This is a genomic window from Pseudomonadales bacterium, assembly GCA_024234435.1.
Lineage (GTDB): Bacteria > Pseudomonadota > Gammaproteobacteria > Pseudomonadales > Porticoccaceae > JACKOF01.
In genome coordinates, this window is record JACKOF010000004.1 from 31,747 (window position 1) to 51,385 (window position 19,639).

Annotated in this window: 19 protein-coding genes; 4 read left to right on the top strand and 15 right to left on the bottom strand. The window is 51.8% G+C overall.

What is annotated here, in order from left to right; all coding sequences use genetic code 11:
- Window positions 1–13: 13 nt before the first annotated feature.
- Window positions 14–811 (bottom strand): sulfate transporter CysZ, encoded by a 798-nt coding sequence (gene cysZ, locus H7A02_14135; protein MCP5173395.1) that lies wholly within the window; start codon window positions 809–811, stop codon window positions 14–16.
- A gap of 165 nt (window positions 812–976) precedes the next feature.
- On the opposite strand from cysZ, the gene H7A02_14140 reads away from it, so the two are divergent.
- Window positions 977–1,735, top strand: a complete 759-nt coding sequence (locus tag H7A02_14140; GenBank protein MCP5173396.1) for a hypothetical protein — start codon at window positions 977–979, stop codon at window positions 1,733–1,735.
- Between the two features lie 329 nt (window positions 1,736–2,064).
- Here H7A02_14140 and H7A02_14145 read toward each other — a convergent pair whose 3' ends face one another.
- Genes H7A02_14145 through H7A02_14205 form a run of 13 tightly spaced genes read right to left on the bottom strand, consistent with a single transcriptional unit; the run spans window position 2,065 to window position 16,240 of the window.
- The gene (locus H7A02_14145) at window positions 2,065–3,504 is read right to left on the bottom strand and encodes a M48 family metalloprotease (protein ID MCP5173397.1); all 1,440 of its coding nucleotides are present in this window, start codon (window positions 3,502–3,504) and stop codon (window positions 2,065–2,067) included.
- Window positions 3,501–4,196: a hypothetical protein gene (locus tag H7A02_14150; protein ID MCP5173398.1), complete on the bottom strand. Its 696-nt coding sequence runs from the start codon at window positions 4,194–4,196 to the stop codon at window positions 3,501–3,503. Before H7A02_14150 ends, H7A02_14145 begins: the two co-directional genes overlap by 4 nt.
- Window positions 4,193–4,795 (bottom strand): hypothetical protein, encoded by a 603-nt coding sequence (locus H7A02_14155; GenBank protein MCP5173399.1) that lies wholly within the window; start codon window positions 4,793–4,795, stop codon window positions 4,193–4,195. The genes H7A02_14150 and H7A02_14155 overlap by 4 nt, the downstream gene beginning before the upstream one ends.
- Window positions 4,796–4,832: 37 nt before the next feature.
- Window positions 4,833–5,825 carry a VWA domain-containing protein gene (locus H7A02_14160; protein ID MCP5173400.1) on the bottom strand — a complete coding sequence of 331 codons (993 nt, stop codon included), beginning with the start codon at window positions 5,823–5,825 and terminating at the stop codon, window positions 4,833–4,835.
- A complete protein-coding gene (locus H7A02_14165) occupies window positions 5,822–6,892 on the bottom strand; it encodes a VWA domain-containing protein (GenBank protein MCP5173401.1) in 1,071 nt (356 codons plus the stop codon). The genes H7A02_14160 and H7A02_14165 overlap by 4 nt, the downstream gene beginning before the upstream one ends.
- Before the next feature lies 1 nt (window position 6,893).
- Window positions 6,894–8,147, bottom strand: coding sequence for a hypothetical protein (locus H7A02_14170; protein MCP5173402.1), 1,254 nt, complete (start codon window positions 8,145–8,147; stop codon window positions 6,894–6,896).
- Window positions 8,147–8,959 carry a MotA/TolQ/ExbB proton channel family protein gene (locus H7A02_14175; protein MCP5173403.1) on the bottom strand — a complete coding sequence of 271 codons (813 nt, stop codon included), beginning with the start codon at window positions 8,957–8,959 and terminating at the stop codon, window positions 8,147–8,149. The genes H7A02_14170 and H7A02_14175 overlap by 1 nt, the downstream gene beginning before the upstream one ends.
- A 41-nt stretch (window positions 8,960–9,000) precedes the next feature.
- Complete coding sequence (locus H7A02_14180) at window positions 9,001–9,348, bottom strand: hypothetical protein (protein ID MCP5173404.1); 348 nt, start codon at window positions 9,346–9,348, stop codon at window positions 9,001–9,003.
- Entirely contained in the window at window positions 9,338–11,410 is a 2,073-nt protein-coding gene (locus H7A02_14185; GenBank protein ID MCP5173405.1) for a PEGA domain-containing protein, read from the bottom strand. Before H7A02_14185 ends, H7A02_14180 begins: the two co-directional genes overlap by 11 nt.
- The gene (locus H7A02_14190) at window positions 11,410–12,960 is read right to left on the bottom strand and encodes a hypothetical protein (protein ID MCP5173406.1); all 1,551 of its coding nucleotides are present in this window, start codon (window positions 12,958–12,960) and stop codon (window positions 11,410–11,412) included. Before H7A02_14190 ends, H7A02_14185 begins: the two co-directional genes overlap by 1 nt.
- A 9-nt stretch (window positions 12,961–12,969) precedes the next feature.
- Window positions 12,970–14,154, bottom strand: a complete 1,185-nt coding sequence (locus H7A02_14195) for a hypothetical protein (protein ID MCP5173407.1) — start codon at window positions 14,152–14,154, stop codon at window positions 12,970–12,972.
- Between the two features lie 17 nt (window positions 14,155–14,171).
- Entirely contained in the window at window positions 14,172–14,912 is a 741-nt protein-coding gene (locus H7A02_14200; protein MCP5173408.1) for a hypothetical protein, read from the bottom strand.
- The gene (locus H7A02_14205) at window positions 14,909–16,240 is read right to left on the bottom strand and encodes a hypothetical protein (GenBank protein MCP5173409.1); all 1,332 of its coding nucleotides are present in this window, start codon (window positions 16,238–16,240) and stop codon (window positions 14,909–14,911) included. The genes H7A02_14200 and H7A02_14205 overlap by 4 nt, the downstream gene beginning before the upstream one ends.
- 174 nt (window positions 16,241–16,414) lie before the next feature.
- On the opposite strand from H7A02_14205, the gene H7A02_14210 reads away from it, so the two are divergent.
- The 3 genes from H7A02_14210 to H7A02_14220 are packed head-to-tail and all read left to right on the top strand — an operon-like array spanning window position 16,415 to window position 18,978.
- Window positions 16,415–17,311: an AEC family transporter gene (locus H7A02_14210; GenBank protein ID MCP5173410.1), complete on the top strand. Its 897-nt coding sequence runs from the start codon at window positions 16,415–16,417 to the stop codon at window positions 17,309–17,311.
- Window positions 17,312–17,326: 15 nt separating this feature from the next.
- A complete protein-coding gene (locus H7A02_14215) occupies window positions 17,327–18,514 on the top strand; it encodes a CoA transferase (GenBank protein ID MCP5173411.1) in 1,188 nt (395 codons plus the stop codon).
- Between the two features lie 23 nt (window positions 18,515–18,537).
- Window positions 18,538–18,978: a dehydratase gene (locus H7A02_14220; protein MCP5173412.1), complete on the top strand. Its 441-nt coding sequence runs from the start codon at window positions 18,538–18,540 to the stop codon at window positions 18,976–18,978.
- 30 nt (window positions 18,979–19,008) lie between these two features.
- Here the strand turns inward: H7A02_14220 and H7A02_14225 are convergent, their stop codons facing one another.
- The gene (locus H7A02_14225; GenBank protein MCP5173413.1) at window positions 19,009–19,575 is read right to left on the bottom strand and encodes a DUF2132 domain-containing protein; all 567 of its coding nucleotides are present in this window, start codon (window positions 19,573–19,575) and stop codon (window positions 19,009–19,011) included.
- Window positions 19,576–19,639: the final 64 nt, after the last annotated feature.

A 19,639-nucleotide genomic window follows, 5' to 3' on the forward strand; every position in this document is an offset into this window, starting at 1 on the left:
TCGGTCTCAGCCTTTATCCGGTTTTACGTTCTCTTACCTGGCGCTCCCACATGATGGTTGCGCCAATCACCGAGGCGGGTATCGCCAGTAAATTCAAAATCGGAATACTGGTTGCCAGCAAAGTGCTGCCTCCAAAACTGATGGCCGCAAATTTCCGTGTGGCCATCAGTTGCCGCAACGAAATAAATTCAATAGCGCTATTGTCGGCGCCGTAATCCAGGTATTGCAGCGCCAGTGACCAGGCTCCCCACAAAAAGATAATCACTGGCGACAGCAGGCTGAATGGCGGAATAAATGACAGCACCAGGGTCAGCAGCAGCACTGCCACAATTCGCGGTAAAAAATACAGCAGTTTATGCAACTCTCGTTTAAATGATCGGCCAGCAATGGCAAGTACGGTATTAAACGTTAATGGCTCTGTTTTTATATCCGGGTTCTCCAGCGCAGAAACCTTCTCGGCCAGCAGGCCGTAAAACGGTGAAGCCAAGAGATTACCGACCAGTGCAAAGCTGTATCCGTAAATAACCAGCACTAATAAAGCGAATAACACCCACACAATCCAGGCCAAAAATTCCAGCCATTCGGGCAGGTAACTCATCAGGCTGTTCATCAGTATTGAAAACTGATCAACAATCACAATCGAAAGGCCAATAAACACCAACAAATTAATAACTAATGGCGTCAGCACGAGCAAGCGCAAACGCGGGTGAAACAGCAATTGAAAGCCTTCCAGCAGGTAACCGGGACCGTTCAGTTTCTTTCCAACGGTATGGCGAATATTTTTTGCACTGACTGGTTTTTCACCTGTCATACTCATCTCATCTGTCTTGTGCATGATGGCAGAACAGTCTAACCTCAAAAATATATTAAAGCAGTAAGCGCCGGTTTGTCCTGAAGGGAATACATTGATTACTAATCAGGACTCTGCAAAGAATACCGGCTAAAGAGAATGTGACAGATAACAGGGAGATTGAATATGAGTACAGTGTTAAAAGTTTTAGCAGGGCTGGTGGTTCTGATTGTGGCAGCAGTTGTGGTGGTTGTTCTGAATCTGGATAAAGGCATCAAAACAGCGGTAGAAACCCTGGGGCCAAAATACACTCAGGCAGAAGTTACCTTGAACAAGGTAGATCTATCGCTGAAATCCGGCAAGGGCACACTGAGTGGTCTGGTTGTGGGTAACCCCGCCGGTTTTAAAACCGGCCAGGCATTTTCCCTGGGCGAAATCAGCGTGCAGGTCGATACCAGCACCGTCACCAAGCCGGTTATCGTGATTCAGCAAATCCGTATCATGGCACCGGAGATGACTTACGAATCCGGAAAAAATGGCAGCAATATTGATCAGCTGCAAAAGAATGTCACTGCAGCAGCGGGTAGTAGTCACAACGCAACGGATAGCGCCACCGAAGCAGAAGGCGAGGGAGTAAAACTGATCATTAAAGACCTGTTAGTCAGCGGCGGAAAAATTCACTACAGCAACGCCCTGTTGGGCGACAAAACCATTGATGTTGCGTTGCCTGAGATTCGTTTAACCGATATTGGCGAGAAGTCCGGTGGTGCAACCAGTGCTGAAGTGGTGAAAGAAGTGTTGGCCGCCATCAATAAAAAAGCCGGTTCAGCGATCGCCAACTCCCCGGCAATTGATGACCTTAAAAAGCAGTTGCAGAGTCAGTTGAAAGAGAAGGCAGATAAAGTGGTTGGTGACAAACTCAAGGGTCTATTTAACCGAGAATAAGTTAACCGAGAATAAGTGATCGGCTATTTCAGGTAATGCAATCAGGCCGCCGGGATTTTTATGAAACTCGGTGGCCTTTTTTATGCGTGCTGTATGACAGGGTTTGATCGGGGCTGAATCAATTCACATGGGTGTTGCTTGGTTGTTCTGCGCGTTTGAAGGCTTCTCGACCAGAAGGGTGGGCAAGTGCAACGAAGTGGAGCGATTTTTGAGCTACTAGGCCGTCAATAAACAGGTGTCGCCTGCAACGCAGTTGATGATTCTGAATGCCTTGGTATTTTTGTGTAGCGAGTTTCTTAATCGTTCTGCCAGTCTTGGCTGACTTCTGCTTACTGGCGAATAATTTTAATCCACTCACCCGGTTTGGGTTCTCCGGTCGGGTAATAGTTGTTGATAATGCGTAATTCTTCTTCGCCAAATTTACCTAGCTTCAAGTGGTTTGCCAGTGCTGCAAAAGTGGTGTTTGCTGTGGCTTTAACGTAGTGAATGGTAAAGGCTTGCTGGGCTTGCAGCGCGCGGCGTGAAATCGGGCGAAAGCTTTTGATTATACTCATGAAGTCATCATTGGCCTGCTTTTTATCCACAGCGCTGCTGTCGTCTTTCAGCAGTATTTCTCCTTTGAAGATATAGGCAAGCCGACCATAGTAAATCACGGCCAGTCGTTGATCAGGTGTGGTACTGGCGGGTGTCTTCTTGCCGGGAATCAGGCCGGTGTGTCCTCTGAGCCCGGCCTGAACGAATGATTCGGATTTTTTGAGTAGCGGGATAGCCAGCTGTTTTTTAATGAATAGTTCGGGCGGCTCGGTAGTCCGGTTTGCCATGCTCAGATCCATGCGAGCAGTGTTATCAGCGTTGTGGCTCTTGAGTGCGTTGCTGTGGCTGGAGAAGACCCAGCCTTCCGGGTAGTCAATCAGGAAGCCTAGTGTGGCGTTCTGGTAGCGATTTTTGGGTTTTTCCTGACTATCGATGTTCTGCCCCCAGACCATCCCTTCTGTTGCCAGACGGAAGGGTACAACGTTGGTTTCTGCCGAGAGGGTTTGCGGTAGTGTTCCAGCCTTGTTGATGACTTCTCGCAGACGCTGGTCGTTGCGGGGGTGGGAGGCAAAAAGCCCGTGATAGGTCTGGGTTTTTTTCCCGGATGCCTTGGCGCGCATTTTTTCGAGTCTTTCATGATCTTTCAGCAGTGATACAACTTCAATCATCGCTTGTGGTGGATAGCCTGCACGGTAGAGAAACTGTGCGCCTTTTTCGTCCGCTTCCAGTTCCATGTCGCGACCATAACCCTGAACCAGCGATGCCCCCCAGAGACCACTGGCTTCTCCAACTTCATTGCTGCGGGTGAGAACAGCCAGAATAACGGAGGTAATCTGGGAGCCGGCCTGGGCTCGGTTCTTGCGGGCGTGGTGGCGTTCGGTGATATGCCCGACTTCATGCGCTAGAACCGCAGCCAGTTGCGCTTCGCTATTGAGGTAGGTAATCAAGCCTCGATTGATGTAGATATAACCGCCGGGGGTGGCAAAAGCGTTGATGCCGGGATCATCCAGTAGCGTAAACGTAAATTCAAGATCCGGAGTGTCTGATGTTTTTGCCACACGAAGGCCAACTTTTTTGACATAGTCCGCCAGTTTTCCGTCTGTTATTACGGGCATTTCTTGAAGGATTTTTTCATGCAGTTCGCGGCCGGTTTTTTGATCCGAGCTTTCGGCAAATACCCGAATTGCTGGAGAGGCAAGCAGGCTGATGGCCAGGATGAAGAAAAGGTGTTTCATAGGCTTTCTCCCGATTCAGGCGGGGTGTTCTCTTTGTCAAAAAAACCGCGCAGCTGGTTGCCAATACTTTCGCAGGCCTGACTTTGAACTCTGGCGATAAAGGGGAGGGGGGCACCCACTCCGACCAGATAGGATGAACCCTTGGTGTCTACCCGCACCCGGCCTTCTTCATCAAAGTCCGTCAGATCCCAGATGATCGCTTCGTAGGAAGAGGTTTTATCCCAAGTTGCAAAACCGAAGCAGCCGCCCCCTCCGGGACCAATCGCACAACTGATGCTGCCGGAGCTTTCGGTGGTTTCAGTGTTGCCGTCTACCCAGATCATATAGCGAATACCCAGTTCACTGATTTTGTTGTTGATCAGCGGTTCTTTTAGTACCCGTCGCAGGCGTTTGAGGCTCAAAGGGGCTGTGCGCGGTTCAAACCAAGGGTAGAGACTGTTGAGGAACAGGGGCTCTTCAAGTACGGTAACCCGGCTGTTTTCCGAGAGTTTGTCGCCGATACAATCAATAAAATCCGGCTCTGTTTCGTACTCACCGGCGTGGCGACGACCCAAAACCACCACTCTTTCTCCGGCATTGATAGTGATAAGGTTGTTGTCCTCGCGATACTCATCAATGGTGGTAGAAGTGGTGCAGGCTTGCAGGAGTGCAAGCAGGGTTAACAGCAACAGTGCGGGAGCGGTCTTTTTCATTTTTGTTGCTCCAGCCAGTTTCTGATCTCAGGCACTCTCGGCAGCTCGATAATCAGGCGCGCACCGGCATCACGCATGGCCACAACGGCGGCTTCATTGAGGGCGTCTTCGTTGCTGGCCATAAAGCGGTCCTGGGTTTTTCCGTAGGAGGTCATTAACCAGTCTGCTATGGTTTCGCCCCGGTTGTTGAACACCTGAATATTGTATTTGATCCAGATTTCAAAAATTTTGGCATTGCTTTCTGCCGGTGTGACCAGTTGTAGTTCTTCAACATGGGGTGCGATGATCAAATCAACCGAGCTGTTTGCCGAAGCGCTTGGTAACGGTATGGTGCGATTGAATAAATCTTTCAGAATCTGTGTAAACAGCTCAACCTGGGCGCTTCCCAACCCGATACTGATATCTGCCCCTTCGTTGGAGGTGTAGGTGTAGTGTTGAAACTGGTCATCAAGCACCAGCCCTGCCGTAACCGGGAGTTTGTGTGTCAATGCATTGGGATAGTCGCCCTCGACCACCAGAGAGGCACCGCTGCAACCGCCCAGTAACAGTGATATCAGGATACCGAGTGTGGTTGTTATTTTAGTTGTTGTGTTTCTCATGCAAATTTCTCATGCAGGTTTGTTGCTGGTAAGTGCTCTATTTGAGGCTGTTGAGTCCGACAAAGGTTCCGCCATTACGATAACTCAACTCCCGCATTAGCGCCGCGAACCGGATAGCGGTTTCCGCCCTGCCATTTTGAATCAGAAAATGCACCGGGAAACCGATGGTATGAATTCTCACTAACTGATCACCGTTGCGGCGGGAGCGATTGATTTTTTCCACGGTGTCGAGCACTTGCTTGATTGAACCCCCGGTGAAGTCGTCGCCAAATACATAAAGGCTGATTTTTTTATCGGGTGAATAAAAGGCGCGAATGGCTTTTTCGATTCCCTCCACAGGGCTGGAATTACTGAAAGGTGACCAGTTGGCAAGCGTTTTGATAATGGCGTTGCGACGCCCGGGGCTGTCGGGTATCCATTTCCCCCGGTAACTGGAAAACATATAGTCACCCATATCGTTCATCACCTGTATGCCTTTGACGTTCGGGTAAATGTCGAGAATATTGATCATTTCCCTGCGCACTTTGGGCCATGCAAAGTTGAACATACTGCCCGAAGTATCAACAATGAAAACAATGTATTCGCTGTCAACTGGAATGCCACCCACCAGCTGGTTTTTGCGGCGGTACTGGTCTCCCAACAGCCTTTCCATTTCTTCGGTTAGCACCTGTAATGCCAGGGTAAGTTTATCCCTTTCAATGGTGTCTACTTGGGCAATGGCATCTCTCTGCTTTTCAACGCTGGCCAGTTGTTCCTGTAGCCGGGCGATTCGTGTTTTCAGGTCAGAGAGCTGTTCCTCGCGGGAAAGCAGTTCCCGGTTTAGCGTGGCTGTTTCTCCCCGCAGGCTGAACAGCTGTTGTTGAAGTTGTTTGATGCTGCCGTTGAGCGGGTTCAGTGATTGCTCAAAAGCAGTAGATTCGACTGTTTTTGCGATCACCAGTAGCAGAACGATGGCGCCAAACCCGCAGCTGACCACGTCCAGAAACGAAATGCTGATTTCCGGCACCAGGCGCCTTTCGCGACGTTTCATGGCCAGTCCTTTGAGGGGCTAAGGAATGAGCCCTGGCTGCGCAATGCCAGTTGCCAGAATCTCGCAGCGGCAACCGGATCACCTTCCATCGGCAGCAAGATAACGTTAACCGGAAGGCGGCGGGGTAGCAGCTCAACCGCTTCATCAAACAATTTGACTCTCTGGCGACCGGAAACGGTTGTTCCCTTCGGTTGATCTGAGCCCTGGGTCGGCAAGCCGTCGGTAATGATAAAAAGGTTGTCTGCCTTGCTTTCAAAATCGTTCAGCACCGAAAAGGCATTGGCCAGACTGGTGCCGCCCTGGGGAATGGTGGATTGTAAGTTGCCGACCAGCTTGTCGAGCAGGGCGCTGTCTGCCGTACTCTGCCATTTGCCTTCGGTGCCTTGCAATGCAGGCCGTGCGCGGGTATTGAAGGTGTAAACCTGAACCCGGCTTTCCGGGGGCAGTTGGGCCAGCAGCCATTCCGCTGTTTTCAGTGCTCGTTGCCATTTGTCGGCCTGCTGTTTGGTCGCATTGCTCATATTGCGCAGTCGAATAACATTGACGATTGAGTCAGAGAGCATGCTTGCGGAAGCATCGAGTAAAATCATTACTCGGTTGCCCCCCAGTTTGAGGCCGGTCAGGTACTGGCGGTCACCTTGCCCGGTGAATCGTCGCAAGTCTTCGCCGCTGCCCTGTTCCTGCAGGCTTTCGGTTTCGCGTTCAAGTTCTTCTACCTGTTTGCGAAGTGCCGCTATTTCGTTTTCCGGATCCTTCTGTGCACTGAGTTCGCGCTGGGCAAAATCGATTTTTTCCACAACCCGGTTCGATAGCCCCTGGGCGTCGAGAATATTTTTCTCGGCAGCGGCAAGGCTGTTGCGCAATTCCACCAGCTGATCACGGCCAACCCGGATATCCTCCTTCAGTAAATCAACTTCGGCGGCCAGATTGGGGTCGGCGGCCTGAATAGCGGTAGCATCGTGTTTCAGTATCAGGAACAGCAGGGTTACCGCGCCGAAACCACAGGCCATAATGTCGAGAAACGACAGGCTGAAAGTGGTTATGCTCCGCTTTCTGGCCCGGGCCATGTCAGCAGACCTCTATCAGGCTGACAGTTTCGCCGCTCTCGAGGGTAAACCGGTCACCGGTTTGGAGATTTTTCGGATCGCCATCGAAACCGATTTTTCCGGTATGCGGGGTGAGCGTGTAGCCTTCATCGGTTTTGACAAACTGTAAGTCCAGCTGGTCCAGTTCGTCGGGCAACTTGTCCCCAAGCCGGTAAGCCTTGTGCCGGTAAAGCAGGTGGGTGGGTGAGTGGTTATTTACCCGCCGTACATTGTCAGGCATTTGTTGCATGACATTCTGGCGTGGCAACGATGTCACAAAGTTGAGTGATTCCCCCGTACTGCAAATGACATCCAGATGATTCAGACAGCCTTCTACTGTGGCCTGCTGTGTCAGGGGTACAGCATTTGACCAGTGTTGCGAAAAGCCAGGCAGTTGAGCGCAGCGGTGGCTGAGTAGCAGCTGCGCGTCGCTGGTTTTCAATTTGGTAACTGCATTCGAGAGGCGATTGAATAGTGGTGAGCTGCTCTCCAGCAGCTCGCTGCGGACCAGATTCAAACGGTAGTTGCCCTGGGGGGTATCCATATTAATGGTGGTTGAGTCGAGACCGTTGAGCGCTGTCAGCCATGCAGGTAGATGGTTGTTAAGTTGCTGTTCACCGGCGGCCGTATGCAGGGGGTCATAGCGATACTGGCGAATGAACAGATTGGCAATATGCTGTGCCCACTTGTCGTGAAAATGTTTCAGGCCGAGTTCCGGAATCACTTCAATGTGAGAGCGGCGCAAGTTGTTGTCCACCGTCACCCCGGTAATCACAGTCTGGTGGAGCTGAATATCCAGGTGTAAAAGCTGACCCGCCAGTGATGCCTGGCTGGTGGCGGCAATGGCGGCATCCACCAGGCCGACCACGTTAAACGGTGATGCTTTTGCCAGCCCCAGCAGAATCCCCAGCTGCTCGTTACTGAAGCTGCCCGGCACGGCAAAAATCACGTCTTCCGGTTCACCACAATCGCGGTGCAGCTGTAGCAACTGTGCGTAGGCCAGATCAGCGTGATGTCGCGCATAACGGCTGACAGTCGGCAATGGCGAGAGACTGAGTTGGCGCCAGAACTGGTTATAGCTGTGCTGTGGTTCCAGCCAGAAGCGTTGTTGTGCTTCGGTTCCGGTAGCCACGCCGGTATTGGTGAGCAGGGCATAGCCGGGGCTGATTAGCGCCGAGCCCTGCTGCCCGTTGCAATAAATGCCGGTGTCGTTGAGTTCAAAAACGGTTGTATTCATTAGTCGTTTGCTTTCAGGTGACGGAGCAGATTGCTATCACAATAACTGTGGGTATCCAGCACCAGGCGTTCCTGTAGCGATTGCAGCTGATGCATCATGAACATCACCACAATGCTGATGACCAGTGCAATAAATGTGGAGTTGAAAGCCACTCCGAGGCTTGCGGTAACACCTACGATATCGCCTTGCACGGCTTTATGTGCCTGCCCCAGAGCCTCGCCGATGCCGCGCACCGTGCCGATAAAGCCGATAGAAGGAATTGCCCAGGCAATGTAGCGCACCATGGACAGTTCTGTATCCATGCGGTCGGATTCGGAGTCGCAGACATCACTTACCGCATTGGAAACGTCTTGTATGTTGCGGGTCGAGCTGAATCGTTGCAGTGCCGCAATCAGTGCCCGTGGCAGCAGATAACTCTGCTGTTCTTCCGATAGTGCCTGAATGGGGCGCGACAGCTGGCGCGCATCTTCGGGGAGTATTCTGCTGCCCTCGGCAACCTGTAGCAGGGGTTCCGAAAGCAGCTTGCGTTCGTTCAGGCTGCGGCGCGCTTTCAGGCCCATAATGGCGAAGGCCCATAGCATCAGAATGAAGCAGGCTTCCTGTTCGTAGTCTTTCACTACAATGTAGAAGGAGCGTTCGGTGACAAAGGATTCACCGGCGGCTTCCTGGGCCAGTTGCTGTTCGAGAATGGCGTTGGCATTGGGGCGGATAACCGTGACATACAGCGCATGCACAAGAATCAGTGATGCAATCAGGGCAAATACCTGAAAGATAAACTCGGAAGCGGCGCGGTTTTGTACTTGTTTAAACATGCTTTGGTTCCTGAATAAATTTCCTGATATTGGCAAATGCGTTAAATATCGACCGGGAAAGGCACCGACAGATCTTCAGAGATTTCCTCGCTGGGATTAAATTCCGGCGAGGCAAGCCCGGGAGGTGTTTTACCTGAAGGTTTTTCTGCCTTTGTTTCGCGGCTATTTCCGGCGTTGTTATTCTTTTCATTATCGGCATTTTCAGTCATCGTTGCCTTTGCTGCGTGTTCATATGCATGGCAGGGTAGCGCCACAAGCAGAATCAATGAGAGCAGAACTAAAAATTTACTCAATGTGTAACCCCCGGTGCTTTCTGTCTGGTTTTCTGCCCGTACTCTATTTGATCGCGCGTCATCATGACACAGCGCCTGGCTCACTTTACTCCGCATATCGCGCCACCCGAAAGCCGACGTCATCGCGGGCATCAATACCGTAATCCCGAAATGACAGGCGCAGCTCAGTCAGGGTGCCGTGACGCCAGCTTGAGCCACGAATAACCCGAAATTCTCCGGTCTCCGGGCCGAGTGGGTCGATATTGGCCTTGCCGTCGAGATTAAAATCAATGCCATAATAGTCGTGTACCCATTCGGCCACATTGCCACCGAGATCGTACAGTCCTTTGTTATTGGCCGGATAACTGCCGACATCAGCGGTGGCAGTGGCACCATCGTTATAGGTGTTGATGATTCGACCGACGATTGTTGCCGCTGAAACATCCGCATAATTACCGGCCTTTCCAGTGGGTGGAAACTCGCCTGACCAGGGGAACTGCGCCATGCCCTGTGACGTCCAGCGTGCTGCCCAGCTCCATTCAGCTTCGGTGGGCAATCGGTAACCATTCGACGCCTTATTGTGCGCCACGACTTTCCCGTCGGCGATCTGGTAAAAAGGCGGCAGCTCGGCCTGTTCACTCAACCAGTTGCAGTACAGTGCAGCCTGTTGCCAGCTGATGTGGGTGACGGGCTGGTTGATGCCGTCCAGTGTTTTTCCATTGGCATGCCTTGAGCTGTGCTGCCGCAGGAATTGTTTGAACTGATCATTGGTGACTTCTTTCTCGGCCAGATAGAAGGCGCGTTCCAGGCGAACATCACGCATAACTTCATTGGCGCGGCGCCCCGGTTTGCGGCGCGAGGTGCCCATGGAAAAAGTGACTTCCGGACGAAACAGTTTTAATTGAATTCCCGCAGGACCGGTAATCTGGCGGGGAGTATTGGCCCAGCGAGCCTGTTTTTCTGTCATCAGGTGATAGCGTACAACTTGATCAATGCCGGGCTTCGGGGTGATGGTTTTGCGCTGGCTGGCATAACCGGGTTTGCGCAATTCGATGTGATGAGCTCGGGCGGGCAGCTTGAGAGATTGCCCGGCGATTCCCAACCTGGTGCCGTTAACCCATACTTCGGCGTCGGCGGGCTGGCCGGTAATGAGGATATTACCGACGCTGGCAGTCAGTTTCAGGTTCAGAATGCGCTCCTCACCGGCGCGCACAGTCAGTTGTTGCCGCAGGTTCTGGTAGCCGTCCAGAAACAGTACCAGCTGATGGTTTTTATCCGGTTGTAGCTGCAGTTCCATTGGTGTCGATCCGGCAAATTGCCCGTCTACGGTGATGCTGGCGCCACTGGGAGTACTATTGAGTTGCACCAGTCCATCGGCAGGCTGCAACTGAATGTCCGGCAAGGCAATGGATTCACCGGCATTGACCTGTAAGCGCTGCTGCCAGCGTTTATGGCCAGCCAGTTTAATGCTGACCAGTTCGCCGCTTTGCAGAATATTGGTTGTCAGCGGGGTTTTGCCGCGCACTTCTCCGGCAACCAGCACTTCTGCCCCTGGTGGTGAACTGGCTAGCGTGACATTGCCCCAGGCGGGGCGCAAGGTAACGAATAGGGTCTGGGTTTTATCCAGCCCGGCAATGGTGACGGTACGTTGTTCAGGGAAAAACCGGGGTTTGTTGAACAACAGGTTGTGTTCGCCTGGCTCCAGATCGGTGATAGTCAGTGGTACTGTGCCTGCGGGGGTATTGTCTACGCTGACCTGAACCCCGTCTGTTGCGGCCGAAACGGTCAGTTTGCCAGGTTTTTTTCTGAGCGAGAGATGCAGAGCCTGATGCACCTGCTCACCCACATGGAACGTCTGTTGTAATGTGTGATAGCCCTCAAACTCCGCCGTAAGCCGGTAGTCGCCGGGTCTCATCAGAGTGTTGCCTGCAAGATTGAGCATCAGGCCGCCGGAAATACTCAACTCAGCTTCGGGAGGGTCCACTTCGATAACCACTGATTTTGCGGTCATCAAAAACCAGAGTGCCAGGAGACTGAATATCAGGCCCGCAAGAATAGCTACAGGGGCCGGGCGCAAAAAATTACGGCCGGGTAAAGCCGTGTCGCTCTCTCCCAGTGGTGAAAACTCGATCGCGCTGATCGGTTTGTCATTTTGCTGCATGGCCAGTTTTTCGGGCATCAAAGCGGCTCCCTGCAAACAATGCTGATGGGAGAGGGTAATCCAGCGTTTGTGACCTGAAACGCGATTCGTTCATCCCGATAGCCTGAGCGACGACCGGTTGCCACATAATTTCCCGGAGTCAGTGACAGCTGCTTGCTGCTGAACTGGCCGAGAGAGCCCTTTTTGAGCAGTGTGACAGAGGTTTTTCCATCGGAGAGAAACGTCACAGTGACAGCGGATCTGGCCGCTGTCAGTACTTCGTCAAGCGCTGTTATCTGTTGTTGCAATCGGGGTCCGGGGTTGTTAATACCGCGGGCGTCGAGCAATAGTTGCCGACCGTGCTGATATACTTTTTCAGTGGCCAGTCGCATAGGGTCGTCGAGAATTTTCTGAATCTGACTGTCCAGCCCGGCGCGGGTGTTACTGCGCAACTGCCCGACCTTTGCCGACACCAGAGAATTGTCGATGGTGAGCAGTTGCTGGTAGGTTTCGGTGGCGCGTTGCCATTGCTCGCGGTTTTCGTATTCGCTGGCCTGATCAAGCAGGGAGCGCACCTGCTGTTGGGTGGACTGGTTACTTGTCTGTTCCAGAGCTGCTTTGGCAGCACTGTCGTCCGGACGAATTTCAAGCGCCCTGACAAAGGCTGTTTTGGCGGACGAATAGTTGCCATTTTCCAGTGCCGAGTAGCCACGGCTCATGGCCTCGTTAAAAGCATGGGTGGCGATTGTCTGGTTGACCTTTGCCAGCCCCAGTCTGGCTCCTGAGTGTTTGCTGTCCAGTGCCAGTGCCTCTTGATAGGTTTGCTGCGCCCGTTGCAGTTCTCCGGATTGCTGATGGATCTTGGCCTCTTCTATGAGCGCCAGCACCTGATTGAGTTTTTCTGCCCGGGCCTTGCCTTCAATGGCATTACGGTTGTTGCTGTCAATTGCCAGTACCAGTGCAAAACTGTTCAGGGCGTTTTCTGCATCATCGTTTTCCAGTGCGGTGTTGGCTGAAGCCAGATTGCTGGCAATCAGTGGCTCAAGTTGTTGTTCGAGATACGACAGTTTCTGCAGTGCTTCGGCGTAACTTTGCTGGGCTTCGGAAAACTGGCGGTTGCGGTAGGACAGGTCGCCTTCGGCAGCTTGTTCCAATGCATTCTCAAATGTTTCGGCGGCCCACAAGCGGACGTTTTTTTTCTCCAGAAATTGCTGCTTTTCCAATAGCTGGTTGAGAATGTCCTGAGACTGGCGCCTTGCTTTGTTCAGCTGTGCATCCTGAAAGGGCATCTCTTCAGGGGGAGGGGGCGTGAGTTGAATGACTGCGGGGGCTGTATCGGGTGGCGCAACCAAGCGGGGCAACACAAAAATAACGGCAAGAGCCAATAGTAAGGTGAGCGCCAGGGCACCCCAGACTTTGGGTTTCTGATGCCACTGCAGATCCGGTGCTGTCGGCTGACCGACAGGTTGTGTCAGCGGAATATCGATCGGAGTGATTGCCGTCGCTGTTATGCCGACCGGCTCATTTTTTTCCGACTCCACAGCGGCTGGTTCTTTACCCTGATCCGATTTGTCAGTGGGTGTCTGCATGGCGTTTGTTTAGCTCCCGCCATGTTCTGTTTGATAGATTTCGCTCAGTATCTGTTTCCATTGCTCGTACTGGGCTTCCACATTGCCGGTAAGCGTGATGGTTCGGTCTTCCAGCTCGATTACCCGTGGCTCTATTTCTGTTTCAAGTGATTGCCCCAGCTCGATCAGTGATTCCACATGCAGTTGCACCTCGGCTTTTTTGTTGAGGCCACTTTTGATCAGCAGGCCACCAGCCCCAACCGCGACGGCCCCGGCAGCCCGGGTGGAACGGTCGCCGCCACCTGCTGCCGCTACGCCGACCAGAACAGCAGCGACACCGGCAATGGTGCGATTGCGCGACTGCCTTTTCAGCTCTTCGATGGCCAGCACTTCTTCATAGCTGGCGGCGCGCCATTCCTGATAGGGTTTGGTCATACGTCGGGAAAAGGCGTCGTAGTGTTCCTGCAGCGTATCCACAAACAAGTAATCTCTTTCGCGAATACGCTCAATACGACGCAGAATGGGGTCGTTTTGTGCTGGCAGGCGCTGAACCTTCAGTATTCCCTTTTTGTCCTCAGTCATGTGATCGGAGAAAGCATCCGGTGAAAATGCCCTGGCAAAGCGCAGGCTGGAAATGGTTCTCAACAGCTCAAGTTCGGTAGCTGAGAAGCGATTGCGGTGCGCCAGCAAATCGTTGGCGATACGGTTAAACAAGCCCTGGAATGGGTCCCGCTTAATATCCCTGTGTCTTTCGTAGGCATATTTTCCGGTTTGCTCCTCATATTTTTTCTTAAACCACTCTTTGCCGCTGGTATCGGTGGCGGTAATTTCCAGCTCGAGCGTTTCGCCGTCTGAGCGCAAGATGGTGCCCTGCACATACACGTCCATCACGGTTTGCTTGCCCGGCACCACTCGCACCGCGCCCCATGCCGCACTGTTCTGAATGGTGTCGGTGAGCTGGTTGGCGAAAAAGCTTGATTCGGCATTGCGAATTTCGGGCAGGGTGGTGGAGTCGTCTTCGTCAATATTATCCAGGCCCGGATCAAAAGGAATAACACCGACATCCAGCAGTTGTGATTCTTCGACCGGCGTCGTTTGCTGCTGCAGTGGTGTCAGTGTGGTGGTCTTAATTGTTGTGCCGCTACAGGCAGTCAACAGTACCGAGGCAAAAACAGCGATAACGGTAAGGTGCATGTCACGAAAGTCTGGTTGCATCAATTTCTGATTCCGTCCTATTTTCCATTCTTGTATTTTCGGTATTCATCCCAGAGTTTTTTCTTCAAAACCGGGTCTTTTTCTTTCATCGCTGCCTCGCGAATCTGTCGGGCAACAATATCATCATCGCTGCCATCGGGTATATCATCCGGTATACCGTTGCTTGTGGATGCGGTTTCTCCCTGAGGGCCAGAGCTGCCGCCTGTTTTCTGATTGCCGGACACTGTGCCTGATGATCCGGTGGTACTACCGGGCGGTTCCGGCACAGTGCCGGGTTGAGTCAGCTCGTCGTCGCCAAAGCCGCCTTCACTGAGATCCCCTTCCTCGAAGAGCGGTTCATTGGAGCCGGTTTTTCCCGGCAGGTCGGTCTCGCCGTATTCATCTTCGATATCCCGCACTTTCGCACGCTCACCGAGAATCATGCCGTCGAATACGGCAATTGAATCATCCAGCTCGGCGTCCAGCACGGCGACAGATTCTTCATCACTCAGCACTTCACTGTTGATGCTGTCGCTGGCTGTACTCTCGCTATTTGTTGATGGATCTCCATAAGGTGCGGTGCTGTTTGGGTAGGTGCCGGAAGAGGGGCTGGTCGACGATCTGCTTGCCGGAGAGCGATTTTCTGGAATATTACTGGCAGAAGAGCGACTGGTAGAAGAACTGGCGGATGACGAACTACTGGATTGAGAAGTTGTTTCACAGCCAGTGGTTAACAACGACAGCAGAAGAGAGGTGAACAGAAGGTTTTTAGTGTTCATTTGTTGCTTCCAAAATCAGGCATGGATATTTTTAATGGTACAGCGTTGGCTACTACGGCTATGCCATTTTCATAGCGGGGTCTGAATGTTAATGGCCGTACATTAGCCCGGGCGTATTTCTCTACTTCGGCGCTATCGATGGAGTCGCTGTGATTAACAACTTTGATATTGTTTACCCGGCCTTTTACGTTGATGTCCATTTCTATTTCTGCCCAGGGGGTTGATTCCGGGTAGCGGGGCGCAGCAAGGGTCTGGGTGACAGGTAAAATAAGAGGTCTGCCAAAAATATATTCAACCAGTTTGTCTTTTTGGGGGCTGGTGTTCGCCAGCTCATATGCCTGCTGGTAGGACTGAGCTGCAGAGTTTTTTCGTCCGAACAGGAGGTACCAGTCGCCAAGTTCGGCATAGGCTTCGGCTTGTTCTGCCGTGCGGTTTTCAGCGGCCGCCAAGCTGATAATTTCCGAGTGTGCGATACGGCCGTTTTTGTAGTAGTTGTAGCGCAGGCTACCGTCAGTATCAGAGGGCTCATAACCAAACCATTTCTGTCGGGCGAACGGATCCTCTTCAGGTAATGATTGGTATCGGGTGTAATGCATTGCCAGCTGGTAACTTGTGTTGGCGATTGCCCGAAGTATTTCCGTTAGCTGTACAGGCAAGGTCTGGAACGTCTGGTGATGTTTCTTTGCCAGCCCTATGGTGGTGTTGAAAAGATTGTGCGCTGATGCCAGATGGGTGAGATCCTGACGAGATTTTTTTGACCGATTGTAAATGGACAGATGCCAGCTGGCGGTTTCAAACAGAATTGGCAGCAACCTGGGATCATCCTGGCCGTAGGCTTTCAGATGCAGCCAGTTAAGCTGGTTGAGATACTCCCCGGCCTCAAGGGTCATGTTTCGGGCTTCAAGGGAGCTGATAATGCCTCGTAACATAGGTGCTTGCGAGAGACTGTAGATACCATTGTTGACACGGCTGATATGCAGGGCATCCTTGTAGACCTGTTCGGCGTCCGCGTGTCGGCCGACGGTTGTGTAGGCGGCTCCAAGGCTGAAAAGCTGTTCTGAAAGCTGCAGGTCGTAGGCGCCACCAATGGCCTCCTGCTCATCAATCGCCTGCTCGTAACGGTCAATGACAGCACTGAGTGCCTGGAGATCTTTTTCCGGTTCTGGTGCGGTGAGCGGGTCCAGCTGCCGTGTCGATGTTGGGGGCGGGGTTTTGCTGACTTGCTGCGCAGTATCAGGTGCCGCTATTAATGGTGGACAACACAACAATGTTGCCAGCAAAGCCGACAACATCGGCATGCGCCAACGGGATATAACAATATGACGCACAAAATATGGAAAGGCCCCGCTATAATGCACTGTCTTCCACCACCGTTATTGTTGATAGAGTTAGAACCACTGCGTCGGAGTTTGTTCCAATGGGTTTTCGCCCTACCCCGGCCCCTACAGTATAGCGTTGAGCACGAATAAAAATACCCAATAAAAGAGAGGTGATACAGAAAGATGTACACGGTTTTGCTACATGTATTAGCACCAGTTCTCATCTGTATAGGTATCGGTTTTTCATGGGCACGCAGGGGGGTTGCATACGATACCGGGTTTGTTTCTCGCCTGGTGATGAACGTCGGTGCGCCTTGCTTGATTATTTCATCTATCACCCAGGTTGAAATCTCCACAACCGCAATGCTACAGGTTTCCGGAGCGGCGCTGGGTGTGGTGAGCGGTTCGGCAATCCTGGCGGCAATTGTTGTCAGGTTCACCGGCGGCGAATGGCGGACATTGGTGCCCCCCGTGATTTTTTCTAACAGTGGCAATATGGGGTTGCCGCTGTGCCTGTTTGCATTCGGTCAGGAGGGGTTGGTGCTGGCGGTAGCCTATTTTCTGCCGCTAACCGTGCTGCATATGTCGGTAGGCCTGTTTATTGTGAGTAATGCAGAGGGGGGCACGTTTTCCCGTATTTTGCATACCGTCAGACAGCCGATTTTAATCTCTGCTGTTTTGGCTTGCGTGATGCTGATGTTCAATCTCTCACTTCCTCTGTGGGTGAAAAACACGGTTGACCTGCTGGGTGGGATGACGATTCCACTGATGCTGATTACGCTGGGTGTTTCACTGGCGACGTTGCACAGCTCCAATTGGTTGCAGAGTCTGTTGTATTCAGTGCTCCGCATTGGTGGCGGGTTGGCGTTGGGGATATTTTTTGCTCATTGGTTTGAGCTGGAAGGTGCTGCGCGTAATGTAGTCATACTACAGGCCATGTTGCCGGCGGCGGTGTTTAATTATTTGCTGGCCGTGGGTAATAACCGGCAGCCAGAGCTGGTTGCCGGTATTGTTGTTACCTCGACAGCCATGGTGTTTTTGGTGCTACCTTTTGTATTGCCGTTTCTGGTGAATAGCTAATCACAGAGAAAACAGATGAATAAAAAACCATTACAGGGTTATCGCGTAATCGAGCTGGGTCAATTGCTGGCTGGCCCGTTTGCCGGATCGTTGTTGGCTTACTTTGGTGCTGAAGTTATCAAGGTTGAGCCGCCGGGTGGCGACCCGTTGCGCAACTGGCGAGAGTTACAAGACGGGACGTCACTTTGGTGGCGTAGCCTGGGGCGCAACAAAAAGTGCATCACGCTGGACTTGAAAACCGAACGTGGCCGAGAGTTGGTGGCAGAGTTGATTGACGGTGCCGATGTGCTTATTGAAAATTTTCGGCCCGGTGTGATGGAGGATTGGAATCTTGGCCCGGAGCGGTTTAAACGCAGTAACCCCGGTTTGGTATTTGCGCGTATTTCCGGCTATGGCCAAACCGGGCCTTACGCGAGTAAACCGGGTTTTGCCTCAGTCTGCGAAGGTATTAGCGGTTTCCGTTACGTGAACGGCTTTCCCGGCGAAGCGCCGGTGCGCCCCAACCTGAGTATCGGTGACAGTATTGCTGGGTTGCACACGGCTTTTGGTATTGTGATGGCGTTGCTCTCTCGTGAGAAAACCGGTGCTGGCCAGATGATTGACGTTGCGCTGTACGAAGCCATGTTTAATTTGATGGAAGGGGTGATTCCTGAATACAGTGGCGCGGGTGTTATCCGCGAACCTTCCGGCACAACTGTTACCGGTATCGTCCCCACCAACACCTATAAGTGCGCCGACGGAAAGTTTGTGGTGATCGGAGGGAATGGTGATTCCATCTTTCAGCGGTTAATGAAAGCGGCCGGGCATCCGGATTTAGCGGTTGATTCGCGGCTGGCAAATAATGCTGGCCGAGTCGAACATGAAGCGGAAATCGATCAAATTCTCTCCGGCTGGTGTTCGGCCCACCCCAGCAGAGAAATTCTCGACAAGCTGGAAGTGGCGCGAGTACCCGCCGGACCAATTTATAGTGTCGAAGATATGTTTAATGACCCGCATTTTCGAGAGCGCAAATTATTTGAGCGGGTAGAAATAAATGGCAAGCCACTGGATATTCCCGCAATGGTGCCAAAGTTCTCAGACACTCCTGGGTCCACGGAATGGCCTGGTGCCGAGCTTGGTAGCCACAACAGGGAAGTGTTGCAGAATCTGCTCAATCTCAGCGACCAACAGATTGCTGAATTGCAGCAGCAGGAAGTTATTTGAATCAGTAGAGCGTTTCTCGAAGCATGAAGTATTTTGAAGATTTCATTAAAGATGAAAAGTTTGTATCAGACCTTCGTTACTTAATCAGCGAAGCGGAAATTATTGAGTTTGCCTCCCAATGGGATCCGCAGCCATTTCATATTGATCCGCAAACAGCGGCAAAAACAGAAATGGGTCAGGTGTTTGCTTCGGCACAGCATACAATGGCGATAACCACCAGGCTTGCTCATGACAGTGGGTTTTACGACATTGCCATGGTAGCAGGATTTGGTGTAGATGAAATGCGCACTCCAAGGCCGGTTTTTGGTGGTGATCAAATCGGTTTGAAACTAACCATTTATGACGTGAAAGAATCTGCCAGTCGGCCCCATCAAGGGATTGTTACATACGCATTTGAAGCGTTTAACCAACATGACGAAACAGTGATGACCTATCGGTTGGTGTTGTTGGTTAACAAAAGATAATTTATTGCTCTGCACGGGTTTTTTGTACTACTACTTGTTTCTCGATTTGGCCCAAGGGTCTATTTTGTTCCCGGTCTTGCTTTTGCCGAGTCTGTTTGGTGAGGATTCTTGCGAGCCTTGTGGTTCTGGTTGTGTTTGCCAGGGGCCTCTTCGGGCACTACTTACAGGACGTTTGTTGTCATGAGTGCCTGAACGCTTGTCCGAGCGATGCCTTTTATCGCGATTCCATTCGGATGCCTTTTCTGCGCGTTTTTCACGTAATTGCTCGGCATCTTCCAGGCTTAGTTTTGCCGGTTCTCCCGGAGTTTGCTCTTGTGGAATAATCCGGTCTCTCGGTGGTAAATCAAACTGGCTGGACGATGCTTTAGGTAAGTTTTTATATTGATACAAATAAAAAGCTTCAACTTTTTCCCGCGCCCAATCTGTTTTTTTTAGAAACTTCACACTGGACTCAATACTCGGGTTAGTCTTGAAACAGTTGATATTCAGGTAGGCAAAAAGAATTTCAAAACCGTAGTAATCAACTATTTCCGACAACAGGTTTTTTAAGCCAACACCGTGCAGGGGGTTGTTTTTATAATTAATCTCATCGTTCATCACAGAGTCCGGTCACGGGTGTAAAGTTTCTCCATTATACTGTTCCCTGCGCTGATAAAGAATC

Coding starts and splice junctions, on each gene's coding strand:
- H7A02_14220 (MCP5173412.1), top strand. CDS start 18,538: ATGAAGTATTTTGAAGATTTCATTAAAGATGAAAAGTTTGTATCAGAC.
- H7A02_14180 (MCP5173404.1), bottom strand. CDS start 9,348: ATGCGGAGTAAAGTGAGCCAGGCGCTGTGTCATGATGACGCGCGATCA.
- H7A02_14145 (MCP5173397.1), bottom strand. CDS start 3,504: ATGAAACACCTTTTCTTCATCCTGGCCATCAGCCTGCTTGCCTCTCCA.
- H7A02_14140 (MCP5173396.1), top strand. CDS start 977: ATGAGTACAGTGTTAAAAGTTTTAGCAGGGCTGGTGGTTCTGATTGTG.
- H7A02_14200 (MCP5173408.1), bottom strand. CDS start 14,912: ATGAACACTAAAAACCTTCTGTTCACCTCTCTTCTGCTGTCGTTGTTA.
- H7A02_14150 (MCP5173398.1), bottom strand. CDS start 4,196: ATGAAAAAGACCGCTCCCGCACTGTTGCTGTTAACCCTGCTTGCACTC.
- H7A02_14225 (MCP5173413.1), bottom strand. CDS start 19,575: ATGAACGATGAGATTAATTATAAAAACAACCCCCTGCACGGTGTTGGC.
- H7A02_14190 (MCP5173406.1), bottom strand. CDS start 12,960: ATGCAGACACCCACTGACAAATCGGATCAGGGTAAAGAACCAGCCGCT.
- H7A02_14170 (MCP5173402.1), bottom strand. CDS start 8,147: ATGAATACAACCGTTTTTGAACTCAACGACACCGGCATTTATTGCAAC.
- H7A02_14195 (MCP5173407.1), bottom strand. CDS start 14,154: ATGCAACCAGACTTTCGTGACATGCACCTTACCGTTATCGCTGTTTTT.
- H7A02_14165 (MCP5173401.1), bottom strand. CDS start 6,892: ATGGCCCGGGCCAGAAAGCGGAGCATAACCACTTTCAGCCTGTCGTTT.
- H7A02_14185 (MCP5173405.1), bottom strand. CDS start 11,410: ATGCCCGAAAAACTGGCCATGCAGCAAAATGACAAACCGATCAGCGCG.
- H7A02_14175 (MCP5173403.1), bottom strand. CDS start 8,959: ATGTTTAAACAAGTACAAAACCGCGCCGCTTCCGAGTTTATCTTTCAG.
- H7A02_14155 (MCP5173399.1), bottom strand. CDS start 4,795: ATGAGAAACACAACAACTAAAATAACAACCACACTCGGTATCCTGATA.
- H7A02_14215 (MCP5173411.1), top strand. CDS start 17,327: ATGAATAAAAAACCATTACAGGGTTATCGCGTAATCGAGCTGGGTCAA.
- H7A02_14210 (MCP5173410.1), top strand. CDS start 16,415: ATGTACACGGTTTTGCTACATGTATTAGCACCAGTTCTCATCTGTATA.
- H7A02_14160 (MCP5173400.1), bottom strand. CDS start 5,825: ATGAAACGTCGCGAAAGGCGCCTGGTGCCGGAAATCAGCATTTCGTTT.
- cysZ (MCP5173395.1), bottom strand. CDS start 811: ATGACAGGTGAAAAACCAGTCAGTGCAAAAAATATTCGCCATACCGTT.